15 protein-coding genes and 1 tRNA gene are annotated in these 19,667 nt (G+C 60.4%); 5 read left to right on the plus strand and 11 right to left on the minus strand.

Annotated elements, in window-relative coordinates; genetic code table 11:
• Nucleotides 1-438: 438 nt before the first annotated feature.
• Together ACFFJ7_RS05715 and ACFFJ7_RS05720 are read right to left on the minus strand one after the other, a co-directional pair.
• Entirely contained in the window at nucleotides 439-714 is a 276-nt protein-coding gene (locus tag ACFFJ7_RS05715) for a hypothetical protein (protein ID WP_166947992.1), read from the minus strand.
• Nucleotides 715-1,521: 807 nt separating this feature from the next.
• Nucleotides 1,522-2,028, minus strand: a complete 507-nt coding sequence (locus tag ACFFJ7_RS05720; RefSeq protein ID WP_166947994.1) for a TIGR00645 family protein — start codon at nucleotides 2,026-2,028, stop codon at nucleotides 1,522-1,524.
• Between the two features lie 356 nt (nucleotides 2,029-2,384).
• On the opposite strand from ACFFJ7_RS05720, the gene mbfA reads away from it, so the two are divergent.
• The 5 genes from mbfA (at nucleotide 2,385) to ACFFJ7_RS05745 (ending at nucleotide 9,054) form a co-directional block, all read left to right on the plus strand.
• Nucleotides 2,385-3,374 (plus strand): iron exporter MbfA, encoded by a 990-nt coding sequence (gene mbfA, locus ACFFJ7_RS05725; RefSeq protein WP_377591099.1) that lies wholly within the window; start codon nucleotides 2,385-2,387, stop codon nucleotides 3,372-3,374.
• Nucleotides 3,375-3,699: 325 nt separating this feature from the next.
• The gene (locus ACFFJ7_RS05730) at nucleotides 3,700-5,058 is read left to right on the plus strand and encodes a tyrosine-type recombinase/integrase (protein ID WP_377591101.1); all 1,359 of its coding nucleotides are present in this window, start codon (nucleotides 3,700-3,702) and stop codon (nucleotides 5,056-5,058) included.
• On the plus strand, nucleotides 5,055-5,672 hold the full coding sequence (locus ACFFJ7_RS05735; protein ID WP_377591104.1) for a hypothetical protein: 618 nt from the start codon (nucleotides 5,055-5,057) through the stop codon (nucleotides 5,670-5,672). Before ACFFJ7_RS05730 ends, ACFFJ7_RS05735 begins: the two co-directional genes overlap by 4 nt.
• 91 nt (nucleotides 5,673-5,763) lie before the next feature.
• Nucleotides 5,764-6,240 carry a hypothetical protein gene (locus ACFFJ7_RS05740; RefSeq protein WP_377591106.1) on the plus strand — a complete coding sequence of 159 codons (477 nt, stop codon included), beginning with the start codon at nucleotides 5,764-5,766 and terminating at the stop codon, nucleotides 6,238-6,240.
• Between the two features lie 216 nt (nucleotides 6,241-6,456).
• Complete coding sequence (locus ACFFJ7_RS05745) at nucleotides 6,457-9,054, plus strand: HD domain-containing protein (RefSeq protein WP_377591108.1); 2,598 nt, start codon at nucleotides 6,457-6,459, stop codon at nucleotides 9,052-9,054.
• Nucleotides 9,055-9,563: 509 nt separating this feature from the next.
• On the opposite strand, the gene ACFFJ7_RS05750 is transcribed toward ACFFJ7_RS05745, so the two are convergent.
• The 9 genes from ACFFJ7_RS05750 to ACFFJ7_RS05790 form a co-directional block, all read right to left on the minus strand.
• A complete protein-coding gene (locus tag ACFFJ7_RS05750) occupies nucleotides 9,564-9,749 on the minus strand; it encodes a hypothetical protein (protein WP_377591110.1) in 186 nt (61 codons plus the stop codon).
• A gap of 57 nt (nucleotides 9,750-9,806) precedes the next feature.
• Nucleotides 9,807-12,632, minus strand: a complete 2,826-nt coding sequence (locus ACFFJ7_RS05755; RefSeq protein WP_377591112.1) for a DUF5906 domain-containing protein — start codon at nucleotides 12,630-12,632, stop codon at nucleotides 9,807-9,809.
• Nucleotides 12,633-12,825: 193 nt separating this feature from the next.
• A complete protein-coding gene (locus ACFFJ7_RS05760; protein ID WP_377591114.1) occupies nucleotides 12,826-13,923 on the minus strand; it encodes a hypothetical protein in 1,098 nt (365 codons plus the stop codon).
• Between the two features lie 800 nt (nucleotides 13,924-14,723).
• Nucleotides 14,724-14,799, minus strand: a tRNA-Lys gene (locus tag ACFFJ7_RS05765).
• 218 nt (nucleotides 14,800-15,017) lie between these two features.
• Nucleotides 15,018-15,515 carry a xanthine phosphoribosyltransferase gene (gpt, locus tag ACFFJ7_RS05770; protein ID WP_166948000.1) on the minus strand — a complete coding sequence of 166 codons (498 nt, stop codon included), beginning with the start codon at nucleotides 15,513-15,515 and terminating at the stop codon, nucleotides 15,018-15,020.
• A gap of 141 nt (nucleotides 15,516-15,656) precedes the next feature.
• The gene (locus ACFFJ7_RS05775; RefSeq protein ID WP_377591117.1) at nucleotides 15,657-16,421 is read right to left on the minus strand and encodes a competence/damage-inducible protein A; all 765 of its coding nucleotides are present in this window, start codon (nucleotides 16,419-16,421) and stop codon (nucleotides 15,657-15,659) included.
• Nucleotides 16,422-16,774: 353 nt separating this feature from the next.
• Nucleotides 16,775-17,365: a LemA family protein gene (locus tag ACFFJ7_RS05780; protein ID WP_166948018.1), complete on the minus strand. Its 591-nt coding sequence runs from the start codon at nucleotides 17,363-17,365 to the stop codon at nucleotides 16,775-16,777.
• A 123-nt stretch (nucleotides 17,366-17,488) separates the two neighbouring features.
• Complete coding sequence (gene rlmN / locus ACFFJ7_RS05785) at nucleotides 17,489-18,754, minus strand: dual-specificity RNA methyltransferase RlmN (protein WP_377591119.1); 1,266 nt, start codon at nucleotides 18,752-18,754, stop codon at nucleotides 17,489-17,491.
• Between the two features lie 108 nt (nucleotides 18,755-18,862).
• Nucleotides 18,863-19,402: an invasion associated locus B family protein gene (locus ACFFJ7_RS05790; RefSeq protein ID WP_377591121.1), complete on the minus strand. Its 540-nt coding sequence runs from the start codon at nucleotides 19,400-19,402 to the stop codon at nucleotides 18,863-18,865.
• Between the last annotated feature and the right edge of the window lie 265 nt (nucleotides 19,403-19,667).

Below are 19,667 nucleotides of genomic sequence, written 5' to 3' on the forward strand. Positions count from 1 at the left end.
CGACGATGACAGCCATGCTGCGCAGAAGACGTGGAAATCTCATGGCGAGCCTCCTCCCTCTCCTTATCCGGTGAGTGAACAGCCCTTCTATGGCGATATAGGGGCGGCCAACACCGCGAGGCATGGCCGCCCTGACATCCGGCCCCGCGCAGCAAAGGCACGGGCGAGGATGGAGCTGTCGCCAGGGACTGTTGTTTCCGCAAGCGGAGGCGAGCAGACCGGGACGCTTCTCGACAGGTTACGCCTGGCCACTTCTACGTTTCGCCGAAACGCAAAAATAGCCTGTCATTTTGTTTTTACATATTTCCGGGCGCAAGCGCAGCGTCTGCTTTTGCTGGAGTTGCTCTTGTCGAGAAGCGTCATTGCTTTGCTTGATGAATGCGCCTGATCTCGAAGCCGGGATCTGTTGATGAAAAGGCCCCGGTGTGTGGGCGCGGCTTACGGGTTCCCCGCTCTCTGCGGAAAATTCAGTGCGCCGAGGAAGCGTTCAATCTCTTCGCGAACGCCATCCCTGATTGCATTGTCGTGTTCTGCGACCGCTTCTGAAAAGCTGGCGCGCGAAAGATCGTCTATGGAGGCGGCTTTCAGATTCTCGATGAAGAGCCGCGGATCATTGGTTTCAAGAGCTCTTCTGCCGACAAGCCCCTGAACCACAATGCGGAGTGCAGTCAGTTCGGTGAAGAGATGGGAAATCTTGCTGTTCTGATCGCTCATTCGGTTACTCCTGATCGATTGACGCCGGGAGCGTAATCGAACCGCGACGAGAGTCCAGCATTCAGTCAGCATGGCAGGGCCGCAGATCTCCGCGCCATGACCACAGGGCGGCCGATGCGAAGCCGGCGCCGCTGTGTGTGCTTCAACCCCGCACTGCGCGGGGTTTACCGGTGTCCGAAGCCTGTCCCGGAGAAAACGACGGCCGGTCAGGGCTGGCCGCCTGTATTCCGGATCTAGAACGGAACCGTTGTCAGGTTGTTGTCTCGCCTGATTTTCGGTTTGTCCTTTTCAAGGGGATACCTTCCGCAGCCGCTTTCACACGTATCGAATCTTCGGACCGGCCCAGTTCGATGCTGATCATGCGGGTAGGGGTGTTGGCGGCGGCGAGGTCTTGAAGTCGCTTTTTTTCTGCATCGGTCCAAGGTCTCCTGTGATTTTCGGGTATCATAGCAATCTCGTTGATTGGCCCCCAAGAGAATGCTGCCTGATTCTTTCAGTATGTCAAAGCAAAAAATGAATCCAGGAGCGCATAGCATGGCTGATAAAGAATAGAGTATGCATATCCGCGATGGTGAATACTTTATTAAAAAGCCAACAACGCCCAATGGAGCGGTACAACTATAACGAGCATTCTGGAATTTGGTTGTAATTCGCTCAGACCAGAGGCCGAGGCCGGCGCTACTGTAATCGCCGCTCACCATGTTGGATCGGGAAGTGCTGCCGGGACAGGCGGCAGAGGGCAGCCGGCCGCGATTCCCGAAAACGCAGAACTGCGGCGGGGTGTTCTGTGCCGCGGCGTGCCTTGTTTCAGGTCCCGTTCCGGTCGCCGCCCGATAACCGTTCGATCACGGCCAGCAGTGGACCGGTCAAAACGAACACGAAGTGCAGCCCCACCATCCAGGCCAGTTCCCTGTCCGAGTAAAGACTCACATCCATGAAGTTCTTCAGCAACTGAATGGACGAAATAGCCACGATGGATGACATCAGCTTCAGTTTGAGGCCGGTGAAATCGATCTGGCCCATCCACTCCGGAGAGCTGTTCCGCTCGTCCGCAGCTCTGGTGGAGACAAAGTTCTTGTAGCCCGAGAAGATGACGATGACGACCAGCGCGCCGATAAAGGCCAGATCGATGATCGTGAGGACGCGCAGCACCATGTATGACGGCGGCAAGGACAAGATGAGAGGCAAGAAGTCCAGCAGTTCCTTGATCGTCGTGATCAGCAACGCGATCAGGGCGACGACCAGCGCCAGGTAGAACGGCACCAGCAGCCACCGGCTTGCAAACAGCAAACGCTTGATGCCCGACTCCAGCATGCGAACTCTCCGCGATATCGGCGCCCCCGCCAGTCCGATCCGGCGCGGGCAGCCGTCACCGTGTACGGGCTTCCTGTGCGACCCGTATGACACCGCGCTTCGCGGAAGGTTGTGGTGTGCGCCCCTGTTCCGGCGACGGGGTCGACGTCCAGCTTGCCGAGAGTATCCGGGAGATATGCTGAGTTAGCCGACGAGTCTGTCGTTCCGGGTGACGCCGTAGACCGACTGCCTCGACCTCCACACCGGTATTGTCCGAAAGCGTGCGGCTTTCAACCGCTTTCGCGAAGGCTCTATTGTGCCGTGCACAAGCAGCTTGGCAATTGCGGTGCTCTCGCCTATTATAGAATAATTCTAAAATGGAGCCTGTCGTGCTGACCGCCCTGTCTTCCCGTCGTCGTTTCTCGGACCTGAACGAGCAGGAGATTCTTGCGCTCGCCATATCCTCCGAGGAGGACGATGCCCGCATCTACCGCCAGTATGCCGAAAAGCTGCGGGGCGACTATCCCGACACCGCGGCGATCTTCGAGGGCATGGCCGCCGAGGAGGACGACCACCGCCGCAGCCTGATCGACCTGCACGAGGTGAGGTTCGGCCCGGTCATCCCGCTGATCCGGCGCGAACATGTGGCGGGCTACTACACGCGCAAGCCGGTCTGGCTGTCGGCCAATCTCTCTCTGGACACGATCCGCGGCGAGGCGGCGGCCATGGAGAAGGAAGCCGAAGCCTTCTACATCCACGCCGCTGGCCGGACCACGGATGCAGCGACGCGCAAGCTGCTGGGCGATCTGGCCGCGGCCGAAGCCGGCCACGAGAAAACGGCCGAGGCTCTGGAGATTGCCCATCTGGGCGCGGATGCCAAAGCCGCCGAGGACTTCACCGAGAGGCGGCAGTTCATCCTGACCTGGGTGCAACCGGGACTGGCAGGGCTGATGGATGGTTCGGTCTCGACGCTGGCGCCGATTTTCGCCACCGCCTTCGCCACCCAGGACAGCGGGACGACCTTCCTGGTCGGCCTTGCCGCCAGCGTTGGGGCGGGGATCTCGATGGGCTTCACCGAGGCGGCGCACGACGACGGCGTTCTGTCAGGCCGCGGTAGCCCGTGGAAGCGCGGCCTTGCCTCCGGGGTGATGACCGCGCTGGGAGGACTGGGGCACGCGCTGCCCTACCTGATCCCCGATTTCTGGACCGCGACTGCGATCGCCGTCCTCGTGGTCTTCATCGAGCTTTGGACTATCGCCTGGATCCAGAACCGCTACATGGAAACGCCATTCCTCCGCGCCGCGTTTCAGGTCGTGCTGGGCGGCGCGTTGGTCTTCGCCGCGGGGGTGCTTATTGGCGGCGGATAAGCTTCCTGCCGCCTCCGACATTCAAGATGCCTGGACGCTGGCCGAAGCGAGCCGCCCGCGATTTGCCGCAGCGGAATGATCAGCCAATCCGTGGAATGTACAACGCATTGATTGACATAATTTCTTGGTGAGCGCGCTGGGGCTCGAACCCAGGACCTACTGATTAAAAGTCGCTGGATACACCGTAACGTGGGGTAACATTCAATAACTTTGTATCGTACGATATAGTTGATAATTAATGCATAAATTGCAGTTGTGAGCAACTGATGATAACACGGGATAACAGCGCATAACACGCACGTTTCGTTACCCCGGAGATACCCCGATGGCGAAGGCCCTCACCGCCGCTGCGGTCGAAAAGATCAAGGCCGATCCCGAAAAGCGCATTGAAATCCCCGATGGCTTTGTGGTCGGGCTGTATCTCGTGGTCCAGCCCTCCGGCAAGAAATCATGGGCCGCCCGCTATAGGTCGCATGGCAAACCGAAGAAACTCACCTTGGGCGCATTCCCGGCGCTTGACCTCGCCGGCGCGCGTGATGCGGCCCGTACCGCGCTCCGGGCGGTGCAGGAAGGCGCGGACCCGGCGGCGGCGAAGCAGCACGAGCGTGAGACGGCGGACCTGCGGCGCTTCGATACCGTTGTGCGTTCCTTTCTCGCCCGCTATGCAGCGCCCAAGAACCGCTCGTGGAAGGAAACCGCCCGACAGCTTGGCCTTGCGCCCGACAAGGGAAAGATCGCGGCGGCGGCCGACACGAAGGTGGCCGACGCGCTCGCGAACGATCCCGCGCTGTTCGCGGTTCTCAAGGGCAGTCCTATCGACAAGTGGGGGCACCGCCCGGTGACGACCATCGATCGCGCTGATGTCCTCGCCCATCTCGACAGCATCGTGGATCGCGGGGCGGGCGTGCAGGCGAACCGGGCGTTCGCCGCGCTGCGCAAGCTGTTCAACTGGACGGTGGAGCGCACCTTGTTGGCTGCATCCCCATGCGAAGGCTTGAAGCCGCCGACAGCCGAAAAGTCCCGTGACCGCGTATTGAGCGACGACGAAACCCGCGCCTTGTGGATTGCGTGCGATGCTATCGGGTGGCCGTTCGGCCCGCTGGTCAAGCTTCTCGTGCTAACCGGCCAGCGCCGCGATGAAGTCGCGGGCATGCGGTGGGAGGAAGTGAGCGGCGATTTATGGACCATACCGCGCGAGCGCGCCAAGAATGACACAACCCACCTTGTGCCCTTGAGCGATGCGACCCGCGACGCCCTCTCGCATGCTCATCAGACGGGCGATATCGTGTTCACGACCACCGGCACCACGCCGGTGTCGGGCTTCTCCCGCGCTAAGCGAACGCTTGACGCCGAGATGCTGAAAGCCCTGCGCAAGCAGGCGGCCGAGAACGGCGGCGATCCAGAAGTCATCACGCTCGCGCCTTGGCGGTTGCATGACATTCGGCGGACTGTAGCGACGGGCATGGCGAAGAACGGTGCCCCCATCCACGTTGTCGAAAAGGTGTTGAACCACGTTTCGGGGACTTTCGGCGGCGTGACGGGCGTTTACCAGCGCCACGACTTCGCTGATGAAAAGCGCGCGGCCCTTCAAGCGTGGGCGGTGCGGGTTGACCGGATCGTCAACCAAAAGCCCGGCGACAACGTGGTGGCACTTCATCCGAAGGCTGCGGGGGCGCAGTCATGAGCAGTGACCGCACCCTGTTTGAAATGTTCCCGTCGCTGCCGGCGCGGCGTCGTGGTCGCCGAGGAACGATTGTCGCCACCACGGCCATCGTTGCCGCCAAAGCTGAAATCCGCGACTTTCTGGATCAAACGGTTCCGCTCTGCAAAATGCCGGACAGGGGTACACTGGCGGCCGAACTTCTGGCCGCGCAACGGGTTCTGGAAGCCGAGAGCGAAGCATTGCAGCGCGGCGAAGGGGTTCACGTCGAACACGGGCTTGACAGGATCGCGGTCACGATCCGAAGCGAGGGCACGGCGGGGGAACCTATCGCGCGCCGGGTCGCCGCTTTCTGCCTTGAGCGAGGCCGCCCCGTCCCGTCACCTATCCGGGCGTTCGCGGCCGCTGCTGTCAGGGGCGACGGGGCGAAGCCGGCCAAGGCGGGGTTTCGGGATACCGTGATTGCCGAAACCGTCAATATCGCGCTGCGGCATGGCATTAATTTGACGCGAAGCAACGACAACGCCGTCTCCGCGTGCAGCCTCGTGGCGGAACTTGTTGGGGAAAAAGGTCTTGCAAATGTCGGAGAAAAAGCGGTCGAAACCATATGGCGAAACGAAAAAGATCGGCTCACATGATCTTCACGGTTGAAAGCATCGCGGCGGTTGCCGTCGGGGTGTCGATTTACATAGCTGCGTACGAATGGTTGCGTAGGAACAGGGACGGGAAATGAAAATTCGCGATTTGCTTTTCGTGACGGCCCTCGCGGCCCCTGCCGCTGGTTGCGTCACCGCGTCCGGTTTGTACTCGAATTGCGACACCGGGGGAGACTTCGGGAAGGTTTGGAGTTGCACAAGAGCCGCGACCGTGGCGAAAGCAGCGCCGAACCGCTACAAGACGACGTACATTGCCGCCGGTGACGCCATACAAGAAAAGTGGAAACAGGGCGCTATCACGGACGCGGAAGCGAAGCTGCTTCTTGTTTCGGTCGCATCCAACATCGACGCCGAAATTGATCGCAACCGGGCAGCGGCGTCGGCGCAGCTAGGGGCCAGCCTTCAAGCTGCCAGTGCCGCAATGCAGCGCCAGCAAATGATAGACGCCATGAACCGGCCGGTGAACGTCAACATCACGACAACCGCCCCGGCCGCCGCCCCGACGCCGCATATCTGGCGGCCCGCCGGATACCAGCACCTTAACTACTGACAATCTTCGTGCTTGCGCTTCTTGCGCCGGTAGCGTTTCTCTCGAATATCCTCCTTATGTCCGCTTGCGACCCCATTTCGGGCGTTTAGCACCGGTTTGCAAGACCCCAAAACCTGCCATGGCGCTCCTCACGGGCAACACGTTCAGTTCGGTGACTGCCACTTGACGAATGAGGGGCATACCAAGACTCTGTACCAATCGTGTGGGGGGAACGCTATGCCGCATCAGTATCAAGGAACTGGCCTATGGCTGCGCTCGATGGGCAGCATTAGCGTAGACAGTAACAATGCCTCGCAGCTGCGGCTGCTAAGCACACACAATGTCATGCGAGACAGAGCCGCAGTACTAACAGCACAGATTTCCAAGGCTCTGCCGCAACTGACCATACACGATGTCACCCACCTAGATGCCCTTTGGGAAACCGCCGATTTGGTGGCAGGCCCTGACTATCCCCTCAATCCACTTGAGGGCTTTGTCCTAGGTGGAGCCATTCTGCTGCACGATGCTGCACTTTGTTTTGAAGCCTATGAAGGGGGCGCTGAGGGACTAAGACAGACAGTGGAATGGAAAGATGCATATGAAGGACTTCGGAAAACGACATCAGGCATCGGTGAGACGCAACTAGCCGAGCGAGCAGACTTCACTACCCTTCGCACGCTTCATGCAAAGCAAGCAGGTGCCTTAGGAACCAGAGCGTGGACCAATATGACTGGCGAACAGCTCCATCTCATTGAAGATAGCGAACTGAGACAGCGTTTCGGCCCGTTGATAGGCGATATCGCAGCCAGTCACCACTGGCCTGTCGAAAAAGTTCTAGCCACTCTACCGCCGCAAGTTAACGCACCGGGTTTTCTTCCTCGTGAGTGGCGAATTGATCCAGTGAAGCTCGCTCTGCTCCTGCGCTGTGCAGACGCCGCTCATATTGACGACAGACGAGCGCCGGATTTCTTCTATGCGCTGGCCCGGCGGGTGGGAATTTCTGCAGACCATTGGAAGGCGCAGAACTGGCTTGCAAGGGTCGATCTAGACCAGTCTGACCCAAGCCGTAGTTCATTGCTTTTTACGTCCAACAAAACCTTTGGACCAGACGATGTTGACGCATGGTGGGTCGCTTTCGATGCCATTTCTGTTCTAGCAAATGAAGTTGCATCGTCTAATGCCGCGCTTGCAGAGCGTACATTGCACAACATCAGTCCGCCCTTCGCCGTAAAGCGCATTACCGGCTCTAGCTCACCAGAAACGTTGAGTGCGCATGTAAAAGTTGTGGGCTGGAAACCTTGCTCTGCAAAGTTGCACGTGAGCAACATCGAGAATCTCATTAAGAGCCTTGGCGGCGAAAATTTGTACGGAGTTCAATCCGATAAAGTCGAGATAGCGTTACGTGAGATCATACAGAACGCACGTGACGCGATTGTTGCTAGACGCTCAGTCGAGCCGAGCTATCATGGTTCAATCAGTATTGGTCTAAGGCACGAAGGAGCCGAAGTTTGGCTCGATGTGCAAGATGACGGCATGGGGATGTCGGAACGGGTTCTGACTGGCCCGCTTTTGGATTTTGGTAGTTCATTTTGGGCATCAGATTTGGCTCGGGAAGAGTTGCCAGGATTAGTCTCTTCTTCATTCCGATCGATAGGTCGTTTTGGCGTAGGCTTCTATTCTATCTTCATGGCCGCAGATAAGGTCTTGGTGTCGTCTCGGCGTCCCGATGAGGGCTTAGCAGAATGCCGAACTCTGTCGTTTCCGAATGGGCTAACAATGCGCCCAACTCTGTCCTCGGGTAGACCAGCAGCGTTCGAAAGTGGTTCGTCCACGAAGGTGTCAATGCGGCTTCTGAATGCTCATAGCGACATAGACAATCCCAACATCACAGCTGACAATATACGAAGCCAGAACTTCGTAGTGCCGTTCGGTGATTATTTGGCCGCTTTGACGGCAGGTCTGGATGTAGACGTGCAACTATCGGATGACCACGGGACCCGCACTGTACACGAAAGCATCCAGCATATTGACACACCGCAAAAACGTAGTGCTTGGCTGGGCCAATTGTCTTTCTCTGGCAGTAATCCCAATGCAGACGTCGCTATAGACGTTGGAGTTTACGCGGAGCGCTTGAGATACCTACATGACGACGAAGGTGCTATTTGTGGGCTGGCTGCTCTTTCAACGCATCTTCACAAGGATAGCAATTTCCTATCAGTTCGTTCTGTGGGAGGCTTAGCGACCACCATACACTCTCGAGGTTCCCACTCATACGTTGGCTACCTTGACTATAATGCGCAGTCCGCCAAGAGAGATACTTCGGCAGAAACTAGGGCAAGCGCGAGTTCTCTGGCTAAGTGGGCCGACGAGCAACTGGAGATGCTAAGACAGGCAGGAGCGGACAAGCTGACATGGTGTCTCGCCGCCTATAGCCTCAGCGATCTACACATAGACCCGACAAGCGTTGCGACAGCGTTGTTTATGAGGCAGGAACAGCCAGAATTTTTCGATCTCCCCACGATCATGTCAATGATGGCAAGTGAGGGTATCGCTGTACTCAAATCCCGGTACTTGGATATGGTTGAAATGCATGGGCAGTTTTTCGAGCTAGAAAACTATTGGACGCTTAAGCCCATTAGCAATGGGTCCTACATGTCGTTAAAGAAAGAGGACGATGGTAGCTATCAACGCAATTCCTTGTTCGACTGCATTCAGCGAGAGGCGGGGAGAGAAGGTCTGGCTATTTGTGTTACCGAAGTAAGAGGTGTAGGCAGGTCACTGATAGGTGAAATCGATGCACTGGTAATGACCTTGAAGCCAGCGGCGCAAACGTGACGAACCGTGATTGTGCCATGCCTGCGTAACTATTTCGCGTTTGTCAGTGGCGCGGCTGCGTGGAGACAAACGCGGCCGCTTTCGGATTCCTGCCATAAGCAGTTGGTGCGCTGACGGCCCCAAACCTGACGATCGCCTAATGTCCATTTTTGCGAAAGCCCGCCCAGAAGCCGCCAGTCCGCAAACCACCCCAGAACAGACAATGGTCGCCACCGTAAAGCAGAACGCGAGGCGGCATATCCTTCGCGCGTCCATTGGCGCGCCCTGATCGGGCGCAGCCGACACGCGCCGGCTTGGCCGCAATTGGGTGGGTGACGGCCATCCTGCGGGCTGGAACCGGCTGCGCAAAGATAATCTTTGCGCAGCCATCCGTCTTTGCACCGAAAAACTCTTATATATCAATGACTACGCAAAGACGCAAAGACCGCAGAGATTTTTGAGCAATCTATTATAGAAAAACCATGGTGTGTGAGTTCGGGCTATATGCAGGTTATAACCTTTTACCGTATCTATAAAGATACAAACACCAAACGCACACGAATCCATTTTCCCTTTAATGTATATAAAAATCTTGGCATTCTTGGCTGTCTTGGCGTAGTCATTGATATATAAGGGTTTTTCAGCGCAAAGATTGGTGCAAAGATTGAGGTTTGCGCAAAGATTGCCGCCAAAATCCCCCACCCGCTGGCCGTCATGCCCGATCCGCGCGGCGGTTTAACGAAGAAGGGCGGCCCATCGGCCGCCCCTTTCGCTTAATCGAAGCCTTCACCAACGACGGTTTCGCCCCCGGTGTCTTCCCACTCGATAGTCCCCGCCTGCGCCTCGAACTCCGCCCGGCATTGCGCAAGGTCCAGTCGGAACGACCACGAGGCTTTTGCGTTCCTTCGCACCATGCGGCCGGTGCCCATCGCGATGGGGAGCACGTCTCTCAATCGTCGCGTGAACTGTTGCGGTCCAATGCTGCTGTTGAAGCGGTTGCGCTGCTTTTCGGCCGCCCGAAGATACCGTGCGTGAAGGTCTTTGGGCGCTATTTCCAGCGGCTCGGCTTCCGTCCAGTGGTCGAAGCCGTGGCCGCCGTTCAGGATGTCGAATATGAAGGCGTGAACATCCCTGTAGCCCTCGATGGCTTGATCCCGCAAGGCGTCGGTGCGCGGTACGTCCCGGACCTCAAAGTCGCTGATGTCCTGTTCCAACAGCCAACGGTGCAACATGGCAGGCCCGTCGTCGTCCATCTCGGCATTGATCGCGCGGAAGTAGTCATGATCCGACCGCCGTGCTTCGGACACGTCAAGAACGAAATACCGCGCCTCGTCGTCGGATGCCGGGATAACCCAACTTTCGTTTGATGACAGAAAGAACCGCGTTGCGTTCCTGATCTTCAGGCGCGGCATGAACTTGTCCTCGACGGTCATCGTGGGTGCGGAAATAAGCGACTTCAAGACGTTCTCGGCTTTGCGATCCCCGCCCCAACTGCCTTCCTCGACGTGCGTAAACAGTGCCTGCTTGAAGTCACCGTTGAAGCGATCAACGAGGCGGTCACTGCCCGCAAGATGAAGGCTGTGAGCCGATCCGACCATGCGGCTTATATACGTGCCCAACGTATCCTTGCCGATGCGTTTCTTGCCTCGCGTCACCACGGCCACGCCGGGTTTCTCCCATGGCCGTTGCACAAGGTGCGCCAGCCATCGAACGAGATAACGGTAGTGATCTTCGTTCCCGCTGCAAACGATGGTGCGCATATGGGCGCGTATCAGCTTGCACCCTTCGGCTGCTTCCTCGGCAGAGCAATCCGCCGGTGGCGCGCCCCATCCCCGCCAAAGATTATACACGCCATCATCTCCGGGATCGTTGCTGCCGTAGCGCGCGGGAACGAACGCAACGCCGTCAAAGAGCCGCCGCTTTGGGCTCTGCGCCCAGAAGCGGAAAGCCGGCACCATGTCCGCGTCGCCGTCATCATCCACCACAAGCACGCGCTTGTCGCGGAACCGAAGCTCGGCAGAGCGTTCGCCGGCAAACTCGACCACCGGCCGCCAGTCGTATGCTACCGCCGTTTGCCCCGACACGTTGACTATTGCGCACCGATCATTGAACCACTCGACGCACGTATCGGGGTCATTGAAGTCTGAAGGTTCCGCCGCGTCACGGTTGCGCCGGTCCGCCGATGCTCTCATACGCTCCGCCCGCTCGGCACCGGCCGTCGCCTTCTTTACCTCGCGGGCAGTTTTCACGCGCTCGTCCGTGGCCCGGTCCAACGCCCGCAGGGTGGCGTAGCTCACGCCCGCGTCCTTCAACAAGCCGCGCCAGCGTTGATACGCCGCCTCGTCGCGGCCCCTGATGCGCGCCAGCGCCTCGATATAGGCTTCCTCGAAGACCACCGTCTCCGGCGCACCGTCCCACGTCAACAGGTCCAGAAGCTCGCGCATAAGCGCGTCGTCCGCGTCGGCGTCATCGTCGGGGATGGCCGTCGATCCGTCGAAATCGCTTGCCGACGCCTGTTCGGATTTGAAGCCGTCCAGCTTCGCCAGCCTTGCGCCGGCGTCGGGAATGCCGTTTTTCTTGAACCACGCGATCAACAGCCCCGGCCCGCCCTCCGGGTTGAACCCGGCCCAACGGGTGTCACGGTCTTCCATGAGCTGGTCGGGGTCGGTACGGACACGTTCCGACCATTCGTCCCAAACATCGAACATCTCGTCGCCGCCGTACGCCTTCAGCGCAAAGCCAAGCTTGATCCAGTTGTCGCGGTGGCCGTAGGGCACGCCGGCCAGCATCTTCCTGATAAGGGCAATCAGTTCCGGGGCAGCGTCGTGCGGCCCATCACCCCCGCCGGTGCCCGATCCGGTCCCACGCATCACCAATTCCGCCGTCACGCCCAAAGGCCCCAGCGCCCCGCGAATGGCGTCGGAAACGGCGTCCCAACTTTCCACGTCCGCCGGAACCAACTCCGGCAGGTCCGCCGCGTCGATATCCGTCAACGGCGTGCCATCCCATGAATAACGCCGGCCGGCCGGCCCGTGCCACGACGCCGGCAACGTGGTCAGGTTACGCTCTGCCAACAGCTCGACATGCCCGATGACCTTGGGAACAACTTCGCCGGTTGTCACGTCGGTGGTTTTGCCCCGCGTCAGCGTGATAACGCCTTTACGCAACGTCGGGTGCCCACGGAAGAACAGCGAAAGCCGATCCGGCCGCCCGCGCTTGCCTGATGGGGTGATGGGAAGCGCGGCCCGAACGGCGTTCACAACGTCCGGCGCGCCGTCAACGTCGATATCGACGGTCAATAGCGTAGACCCGTTCACGACCGACACGTCGGCGGGCCGGAATGAGCTGCCGTCGCCGAACGTTTCAATCCAATATCGGAGGATGTCTTCGGACGGCGCTTCATGCGCGTAGTTCTGAAACCCCTTGATATGCGGCTTCTTCTCGCCCGCGTGTTGCGGGATCGGGCGGTAGCCGCGCCGGAACAGGTCTAGCGCGATGTCGTGGAAAGGTTTGTGGCGCTTATCCCTAGATTTTTCACCAGTTTCATGTGTATGTCTATTGACATTATCAAAGTTTTCATGCATAAAATCACTGTTCATTGTGATTGCTCGACTATCTCGAACCCGCCGGGAATTGCCGAACGGCGGGATTTTATTTTCGAGAACGGCTAAGCCGTCTGGATCGGGATTGATCCTCCTTCTGTTCGATTAAATTGGTCTGGTTTTGATCTTGCCCCGTGCCCATGGGGATAGCGGCCGTAATGCGGGCGCGGGGGATTGGTGTCGGGGGTGTTCAGACTGCGCGCGCAGCGTCCCGGTGCGCGGGTGGTTCCATCGTCACCCCCCAATGAAGCTCCGGAATATGACTGCCGCTGCCTGTGCCGCAGGCGTGCACGATGAAATCCGCTTCCACGATGTCGTCTTCATCGCCGCGAAAAACGAAGAAGCTCAAGCGGGCGTCCGCGCGGCGATCAGCGTACTTTGTGTCAGCGAACAGCCATGCGCCGCTGCCGGTATAGCAAAGAGCTCCCCCGACAGCGACCACCGCCACCCGGCCCGGCCCTTCAAGCGAAATCGCATCCTCGACGCTTGCATGCGCAACGATAAGCGCGTCGTGCCCGTCGTCCGCGATCTTGTATGCTTCGTCCAGCGTAACGCCGTGCCCGTGATCGCCGGCAAGTGCCAGCAGTTCGCCGCCGCCGATGCGGCCCGCCCATCGTGCGCCGCCGATAGCTTTACGCAGTCCGTCAGCACCCCACGGGGTCCAGATCACGATGCGCAAGGGCCGATCCGCAACATTCGGTTCCTCGCCTGAACGTCGGGTTCCAAGCGGCAGACCGGCCGCCAGTCGCACCGCGAATGTCGCCGCGATGTTCTGCGCATCGGCGCGCACGGACCAGCCTCGACTTGCGGCGTGCGCCGCCACAACCGGTTCACAATCAACCGTTGCTACTTCGCCGCCACCGGCAAAGCCGGGGATCAGCACCGGGCCAAGGTCCGCCGCCAAAAGTCCGTCGATGATACGAACAAGGTCCATGAACGCATCGCTTGCGGCCGGGTCGAAATTCTCGCCGGACGGTCCCGGCTCCGGGGCGATCAAGTCGGGAAACACGACGTTCCCGAAATCCCCGGCTTCGGGCCGCTCCACCCCGTCCGGTGGGTCTTTGGGTTCGACGCCGAGCGCGGACAACAAGTTCACACCGGGGAACATTCGGGTCACGGCAGCGGCGGCGGCGGTAATGGCCTCGCGTCGCCCGCGCCCCAAATCAATTGCGCTGTCGCGCAGCGCCTTGAACAGCGTGAGCGCCCGTCCAACGTTCCGCCTGTGCTCAACATCATTCACGCTAACGTGGAATTGCGCCTCGTCGCGCGACTTGATACGTTTCGTCATCTGCTTTGTTCCTTGTTTGATGAATGCGGGCCGCGCTTTTCCCCGTGCGGCCATTTTTCTACTCGTCAGGACGTGGCCGTCAGTCCCGGCGTGCCGCGCGCTCGCGCTCCCATTTTTCCAGATCAGCCCGTCGCCAGTACCTCCGGCGTCCGAAAAAGACCGGGGCAGGGAAACTCATGCGCGGGTCTCTCTCCCACCGCCACAAAGTCATGGCCGTTGTGGAATACCGGGCCAGAACATCGCGCGTCGGCAGATACTCCCGATCCTCCGCCCGCGTCGCCGTAATCGTCATATCGCTATCCCCGCGTTATCGAACGTGAGCACAATTCACCACGCGGGGCGGCGTGGATCATGGAAATAAAACCGGGGCGAATTTTTAGGACGAAAGGTCGGTGACGTTGGCGCGCATTGTGCTTCGTGTTCGGCCGTGCTGCGGTTTCCGGCGCACGAAAACGCAATCCGCTGATATAGTATCAGCGGCTCTATAAAATTATTTCTTTATATATCAATTTGTTGTTCGTGTTTTTTCCTGCATGCGCTAGTCGAGGGTAACGATGGGGTAACGGCGCGGGGAAATTTTGCCTCAAAAATGGATGTCTCGCGGTTCCGCTGGGGGCGGTTCGCTTCAAACTGCCAGCGCAGCGAAAAGTGTGCGGTTCGGTCGGATGACGGCCACGGTTCTTATGGTGCGGTAGGTTGTCGCAGCGATGGCCGCACTTCCGGCTCTGCCGCCGTTACCCGGAGCGTTACCCCGAAGGCCGAGTGCCGGTCTTCTCTTCCTGCTAAATGCTTGATTTATTTGGTGAGCGCGCTGGGGCTCGAACCCAGGACCTACTGATTAAAAGTCAGTTGCTCTACCGGCTGAGCTACGCGCTCACTCACCAATGGCGGCATATATTGCCGCGTATCCGTTTCTTCGTTTCCCGTCAAGCCTCAGTGGATGAAGGAACGTTTCGGGCCGATTGTGACCTGCCTGTCATCGGATTGCGTAATCAGATACGGAGTCGCGGTCGCCGGGTCAATACGCAAAGCGGGCTTCCCGGGCAGAAGGGCGGTTTTTGCACATATCTAGCCCCGCCCGCCGATGCTGCCGTTCAGCCTGCCGCGCCGTCGCGGATCGGTGGCTGGAAGGTCAGGCCCATGTCCCAGGGGAAGTAGATCCAGGTGTCCTGCGATACTTCCGTGATGAAGGTGTCGACCAGCGGCCGGCCCTGCGGCTTGGCGTAGATCGCCGCGTAGTGGGCCTCTGGCAGCAGCGTGTGCACCAGCGCGAGCGTCTTGCCGGTGTCGACGAGGTCGTCGACGACGAGCACGCCCCGCCCCGCGTTCTGGCTGATGGACGGCGCGATATCCTTGATCAGCCTCAGTTCGCCCTGGTTCGCATAGTCATGGTAACTGGCGATGCATACGGTTTCGATCAGCCGGATTTCAAGCTCGCGGGCGATGATCGCCGCCGGCACGAGGCCGCCGCGCGTGATGCATACCAACGCTTCGAACGGTCCCGCTTCATGCAGGCGCCACGCCAGCGCGCGGGCGTCGCGGTGAAACTGGTCCCACGAAACCGGGAATGCTTTCCGGGAAGGCGCAGTCATGTGAAAAATGCCTTTTGCTGAATCGGGAGGAGGAGATGCCGTTAGCGCGCCTTCCGGCAATTGTCCATAGTCCTGATGCACGGCCTCACGTGACGGCTGTCTGAACGCATATTATCTGGGCGACTGCCGCCCGGCGGCAGGTTAGCCGGCGGCAAGCGTCATCCGCGCGGCGAGCGCGATCACCTCGTTGTGCGCGGCTTCCAGCGCCTGCGCGTCGCGCGAGCGGAGCACGAGATGCGTGCCATACTGCCCGTTTTCCATGAACGGGTAGCTGCCGATCGACACCGTCCCGTGGTTTGCCGCGATCGTCGCCAGATCGGCGGCGACGTCGCCCTCCCGGCATGCCGCGCGCACTGTGCGGGACATCATCGGCACACCGGTGGCAAGCTGCGGGGCGACATTGTCGAGCATCACCTGCATGATGGCGGGAATGCCGGCCATCACGATGACATTGCCGATCCAGAAGCCGGGCGCCTTCGAGATGGGGTTGACGACCAGCCGGGCACCGGCGGGAATGCGCGCCATCCGCCGGCGCGCGGCGTTCATGTCCTCGGGGCGGATGTATTCGAGCAGCATGGCGATCGCCCGCGGATCCTCGTCGATCGACACGCCGAAAGCGCGCGCGATGGCGTCCGCCGTGATGTCGTCGTGCGTCGGGCCGATGCCACCCGTGGTGAACACATAGGTATAGCGGGCGCGCAGCGCGTTGACGGCATCGACGATCTCGTCCTCAACATCCGGAACGACGCGCACCTCGCGAAGATCGATGCCGATCGCCGTCAGATATTCCGCGATATAGCCGCCGTTGCGGTCCTTCGTCCGGCCGGAGAGGATTTCGTCGCCGATGATCAGCACCGCCGCCGTTATCGTCGCCGGCTTTGCTGCCGCCTCGATGCCTTCCGTCATCACCTTACGTCTCCGATCGTTGCCCGGCATGCCGCAGCGGGCCGTGGGCGGGCATTTGAGACGGCGGCCAGACAGTCAGGATCGCGCCGTCGCTCTATCCATTCTTCCGCATCAATTTGCCCGAAAAGCCGATTTCCCGGTTCAATGCGCCAGAGGGCCAACCGTTCTGACGGAATCAGACCGCGCACTCAAAATTCTATATGTTGGCGCAACTTGCATCCAACCCGCTGGATCGACTTGAATGCAAACTACTTCAGACTCTGTTCTGTCTACGTTGAAACAGGACAGATTCTCGATTCCTTATTTTGAGCGATTCTCATCGATCAGATGTTTCCATCTGATCGGAACGCGCTCTAGGTTTTCGGAAGCGCCGCCGGGTCGAAGCTCGTGATCATCGGCCTGGCTGCGGGCTCCACCAGCCCGGCGAGCCAGCGGGTTGGAACCTTGGTCACAAGACGGTTGTAGGCTTCCGCAGCGCGGGCATAATCGCTGCGCGCGACGACGATGCGGCTTTCGCTCTGCGCGAGCCGCCCGAGCACCGTGCTGACCGGTGGCTGCGCCCGCCGCTCCGGATAGAGCTGCATCATGTCGAGCACCTTGCCGAGTTCCACGGAAAGCGCGTCCTGCGTCGTCATGAAGGCGCGGAACAGATCGGCCGAGTAGGGCGTGCGCGCATCCGCCGCGTAGTTGATGACCTGCTGCCGCTTGTTCTCAAGGGCCGCGATCAGGTCGAGCTGCGCGGGATTGACCGCGCGCACGGCGTCAATCACATCCTGCGTCAGATAGGCGCGCAGCTTGAACTGCCGCTCCACCTCGCCCCAGGCGCTCGTCGCGCGGCTTTGCACCTGCGGTACGTTCATGAAGCGCGCGCCGACAAAGGCGAGCGCAAGAACAAGGATCACGCCAACCACGACAAAGACGCGGCTGCGGGAGGGAGCCCCCATACCTGAGATCCTGTGAGTCTGGCTTACCAAATCTCTGTGTCCGTTATCTTCGCGGAGTGGCGCTTCATCGAACAACCGATTTCAATAAAGGCCGAATCTCCGTCACATACAAGGCCGGCGCTGTTAGGCGGCGGGGTTTTCCTCAAGGTTCCGCCCGGCGGCTTCGCCTTCCAGCATCAGGCGGGCCCGGGCGCGCATCTTTTCCGTCTCGCTCTTCAGCTGCCCGCATGCGGCCAGGATGTCGCGCCCGCGCGGGGTGCGCACCGGGCTCGCGTAGCCGGCCCGGAACACGATGTCCGAGAAACGCTCGATGCTCTCCCAGTCCGAGCATTCGTAGCTCGTGCCGGGCCACGGATTGAAGGGGATGAGGTTGATCTTTGCCGGGATGCCCTTCAGCAGCCGTACGAGTTCGCGCGCGTCGGCCGGCGTGTCGTTCACACCCTTCAGCATCACGTATTCGAAGGTGATGCGCTTGGCATTGGAGAGGCCGGGATAGGCGCGGCAGGCGTCGAGAAGCTGCGCGATCGGGTATTTCTTGTTGAGCGGCACGAGCTGGTTGCGCAGATCGTCACGCACGGCATGGAGCGATATGGCCAGCATGGAGCCGATTTCGTCACCCGCGCGCTCGATCATCGGCACGACGCCGGACGTCGACAGCGTGATGCGCCGTCGGCCGATGGAAAGCCCCTCGCCGTCGCTCACCACGTCCATGGCATCGCGGACGTTGTCGAAATTGTAGAGCGGCTCGCCCATGCCCATCAGCACGATGTTGGAGACATAGCGCCCGCCGTCCGTCGGCACGAAGCCTTCTGCCGGCGGGACGGCCTCCGGCCAGTCGCCCAGCCGGTCGCGCGCGACAATGACCTGCGCGACGATCTCGGCCACGGTGAGGTTGCGCACGAGACGCTGCGTGCCGGTGTGGCAGAATGTACAGTTAAGCGTGCAGCCGACCTGGCTGGAGACGCACAGCGTACCCCGGTCTACTTCGGGAATATAGACGCACTCGATTTCCGCCCCGCGGTCGTGCGGGCCGGTGGGGGCCATGCGCATGAGCCATTTGCGGGTGCCGTCGGAGGAAACCTGCTCGGTGACGACCTCGGGACGCGCAAGCGTGTAATACGCCGAAAGCTGCGTGCGCAGGCCCTTGGCGATGTTCGTCATCGCGTCGAATTCGGTCACGCCGCGCGAATAGATCCAGTGCCACAACTGGGTGACGCGCATCTTCAGCTCGCGCTCGGGCACGCCGATCGCCACCAGCGCGTCGCGCAGTCCCGCGCGGGTCAGACCGAGAAGAGAAGAGCGCCCGGCAGCCAAGGCGCGCGCGCCGTCCGCGGCGGGTTTCCTCGCCGTGGAATGATCATTCGCGATGTCCAGCGCAACCGCCGCCATTGTCATACCGACCCCAACTGCCGATCCGAATTGTTCAGGAAAGCGGCCCTATAGCACGTCTTCACCCGAATAACCAGAGGGAGATCGCCGGTCGTGGCGTCGCGGCCCTCAGGGGCACTCGCGCGCGAGCTGCTGCAGGGCCGCGCTGACGCCGGAAAGGGAATATTCGTCGGTCAGGCTGGAGCCGCGCGCGGAGGTGGACCTGATGCTCAGTTTCGAGCCCGAGCGGAATGCGGCCAGCACTGCGGCCTCCTGCGCCGTGTCCTTCACCCAGGCGTTCTCGGCCTTGGTGACGAGGGGGAAGGACTTGCCGTCGATGACGGCCTGCGCATCCTGGCCAGGGCGCGCCGGGAAACCCAGCACGAGGCTGATCTCGTTGCGCACCTTCTCGGCCGGGCGCGAGGAAACGAACAGATAGGCCGGGTCGCGGTTGAGACCGGCGGGCAGGCGCGTCTTCGGCTGGGTGACGGCGTAGCACACCTTCGCGCCCCCCTGTCCGGAGGTATAGACGCTCCAGTCGGAGAAGGTGCCGGCGAGCCGCGATCCGGCCTGCTGCTGCGCCTGTGCTGCCGCGCCCGTCAGTACGAACGCGAGGATCGAGGCTGCGAGAAGACCCTTGAGGGGGCGTGCCGAAGTCAATCGAATCATGGTCGCATCATACCCTTTCCAGCCGGCGGTGTCGCCGGACGTCGCATTACATCTATCACGTCATCCGCGGTGGATGCCACCCGCCGCGCCGTTTGACCGGACCGCAGATGCCGACTTGCGGCTCGTTTCGGCCATGACCTTGTCCAAGCCATGACACGGGATGGTAAAATTTCTGTCACCGGTCGCGGAGAAGCCGTCGGCGGATGCGATTTCCACCCCGGGCAGCGGGCGCCGCACCACGCGGGCATCGGCCTGGCCGCCATGC

This window comes from Pseudochelatococcus lubricantis (genome assembly GCF_042432495.1).
GTDB classification, from domain to species: Bacteria; Pseudomonadota; Alphaproteobacteria; order Rhizobiales; family Beijerinckiaceae; genus Pseudochelatococcus; species Pseudochelatococcus lubricantis.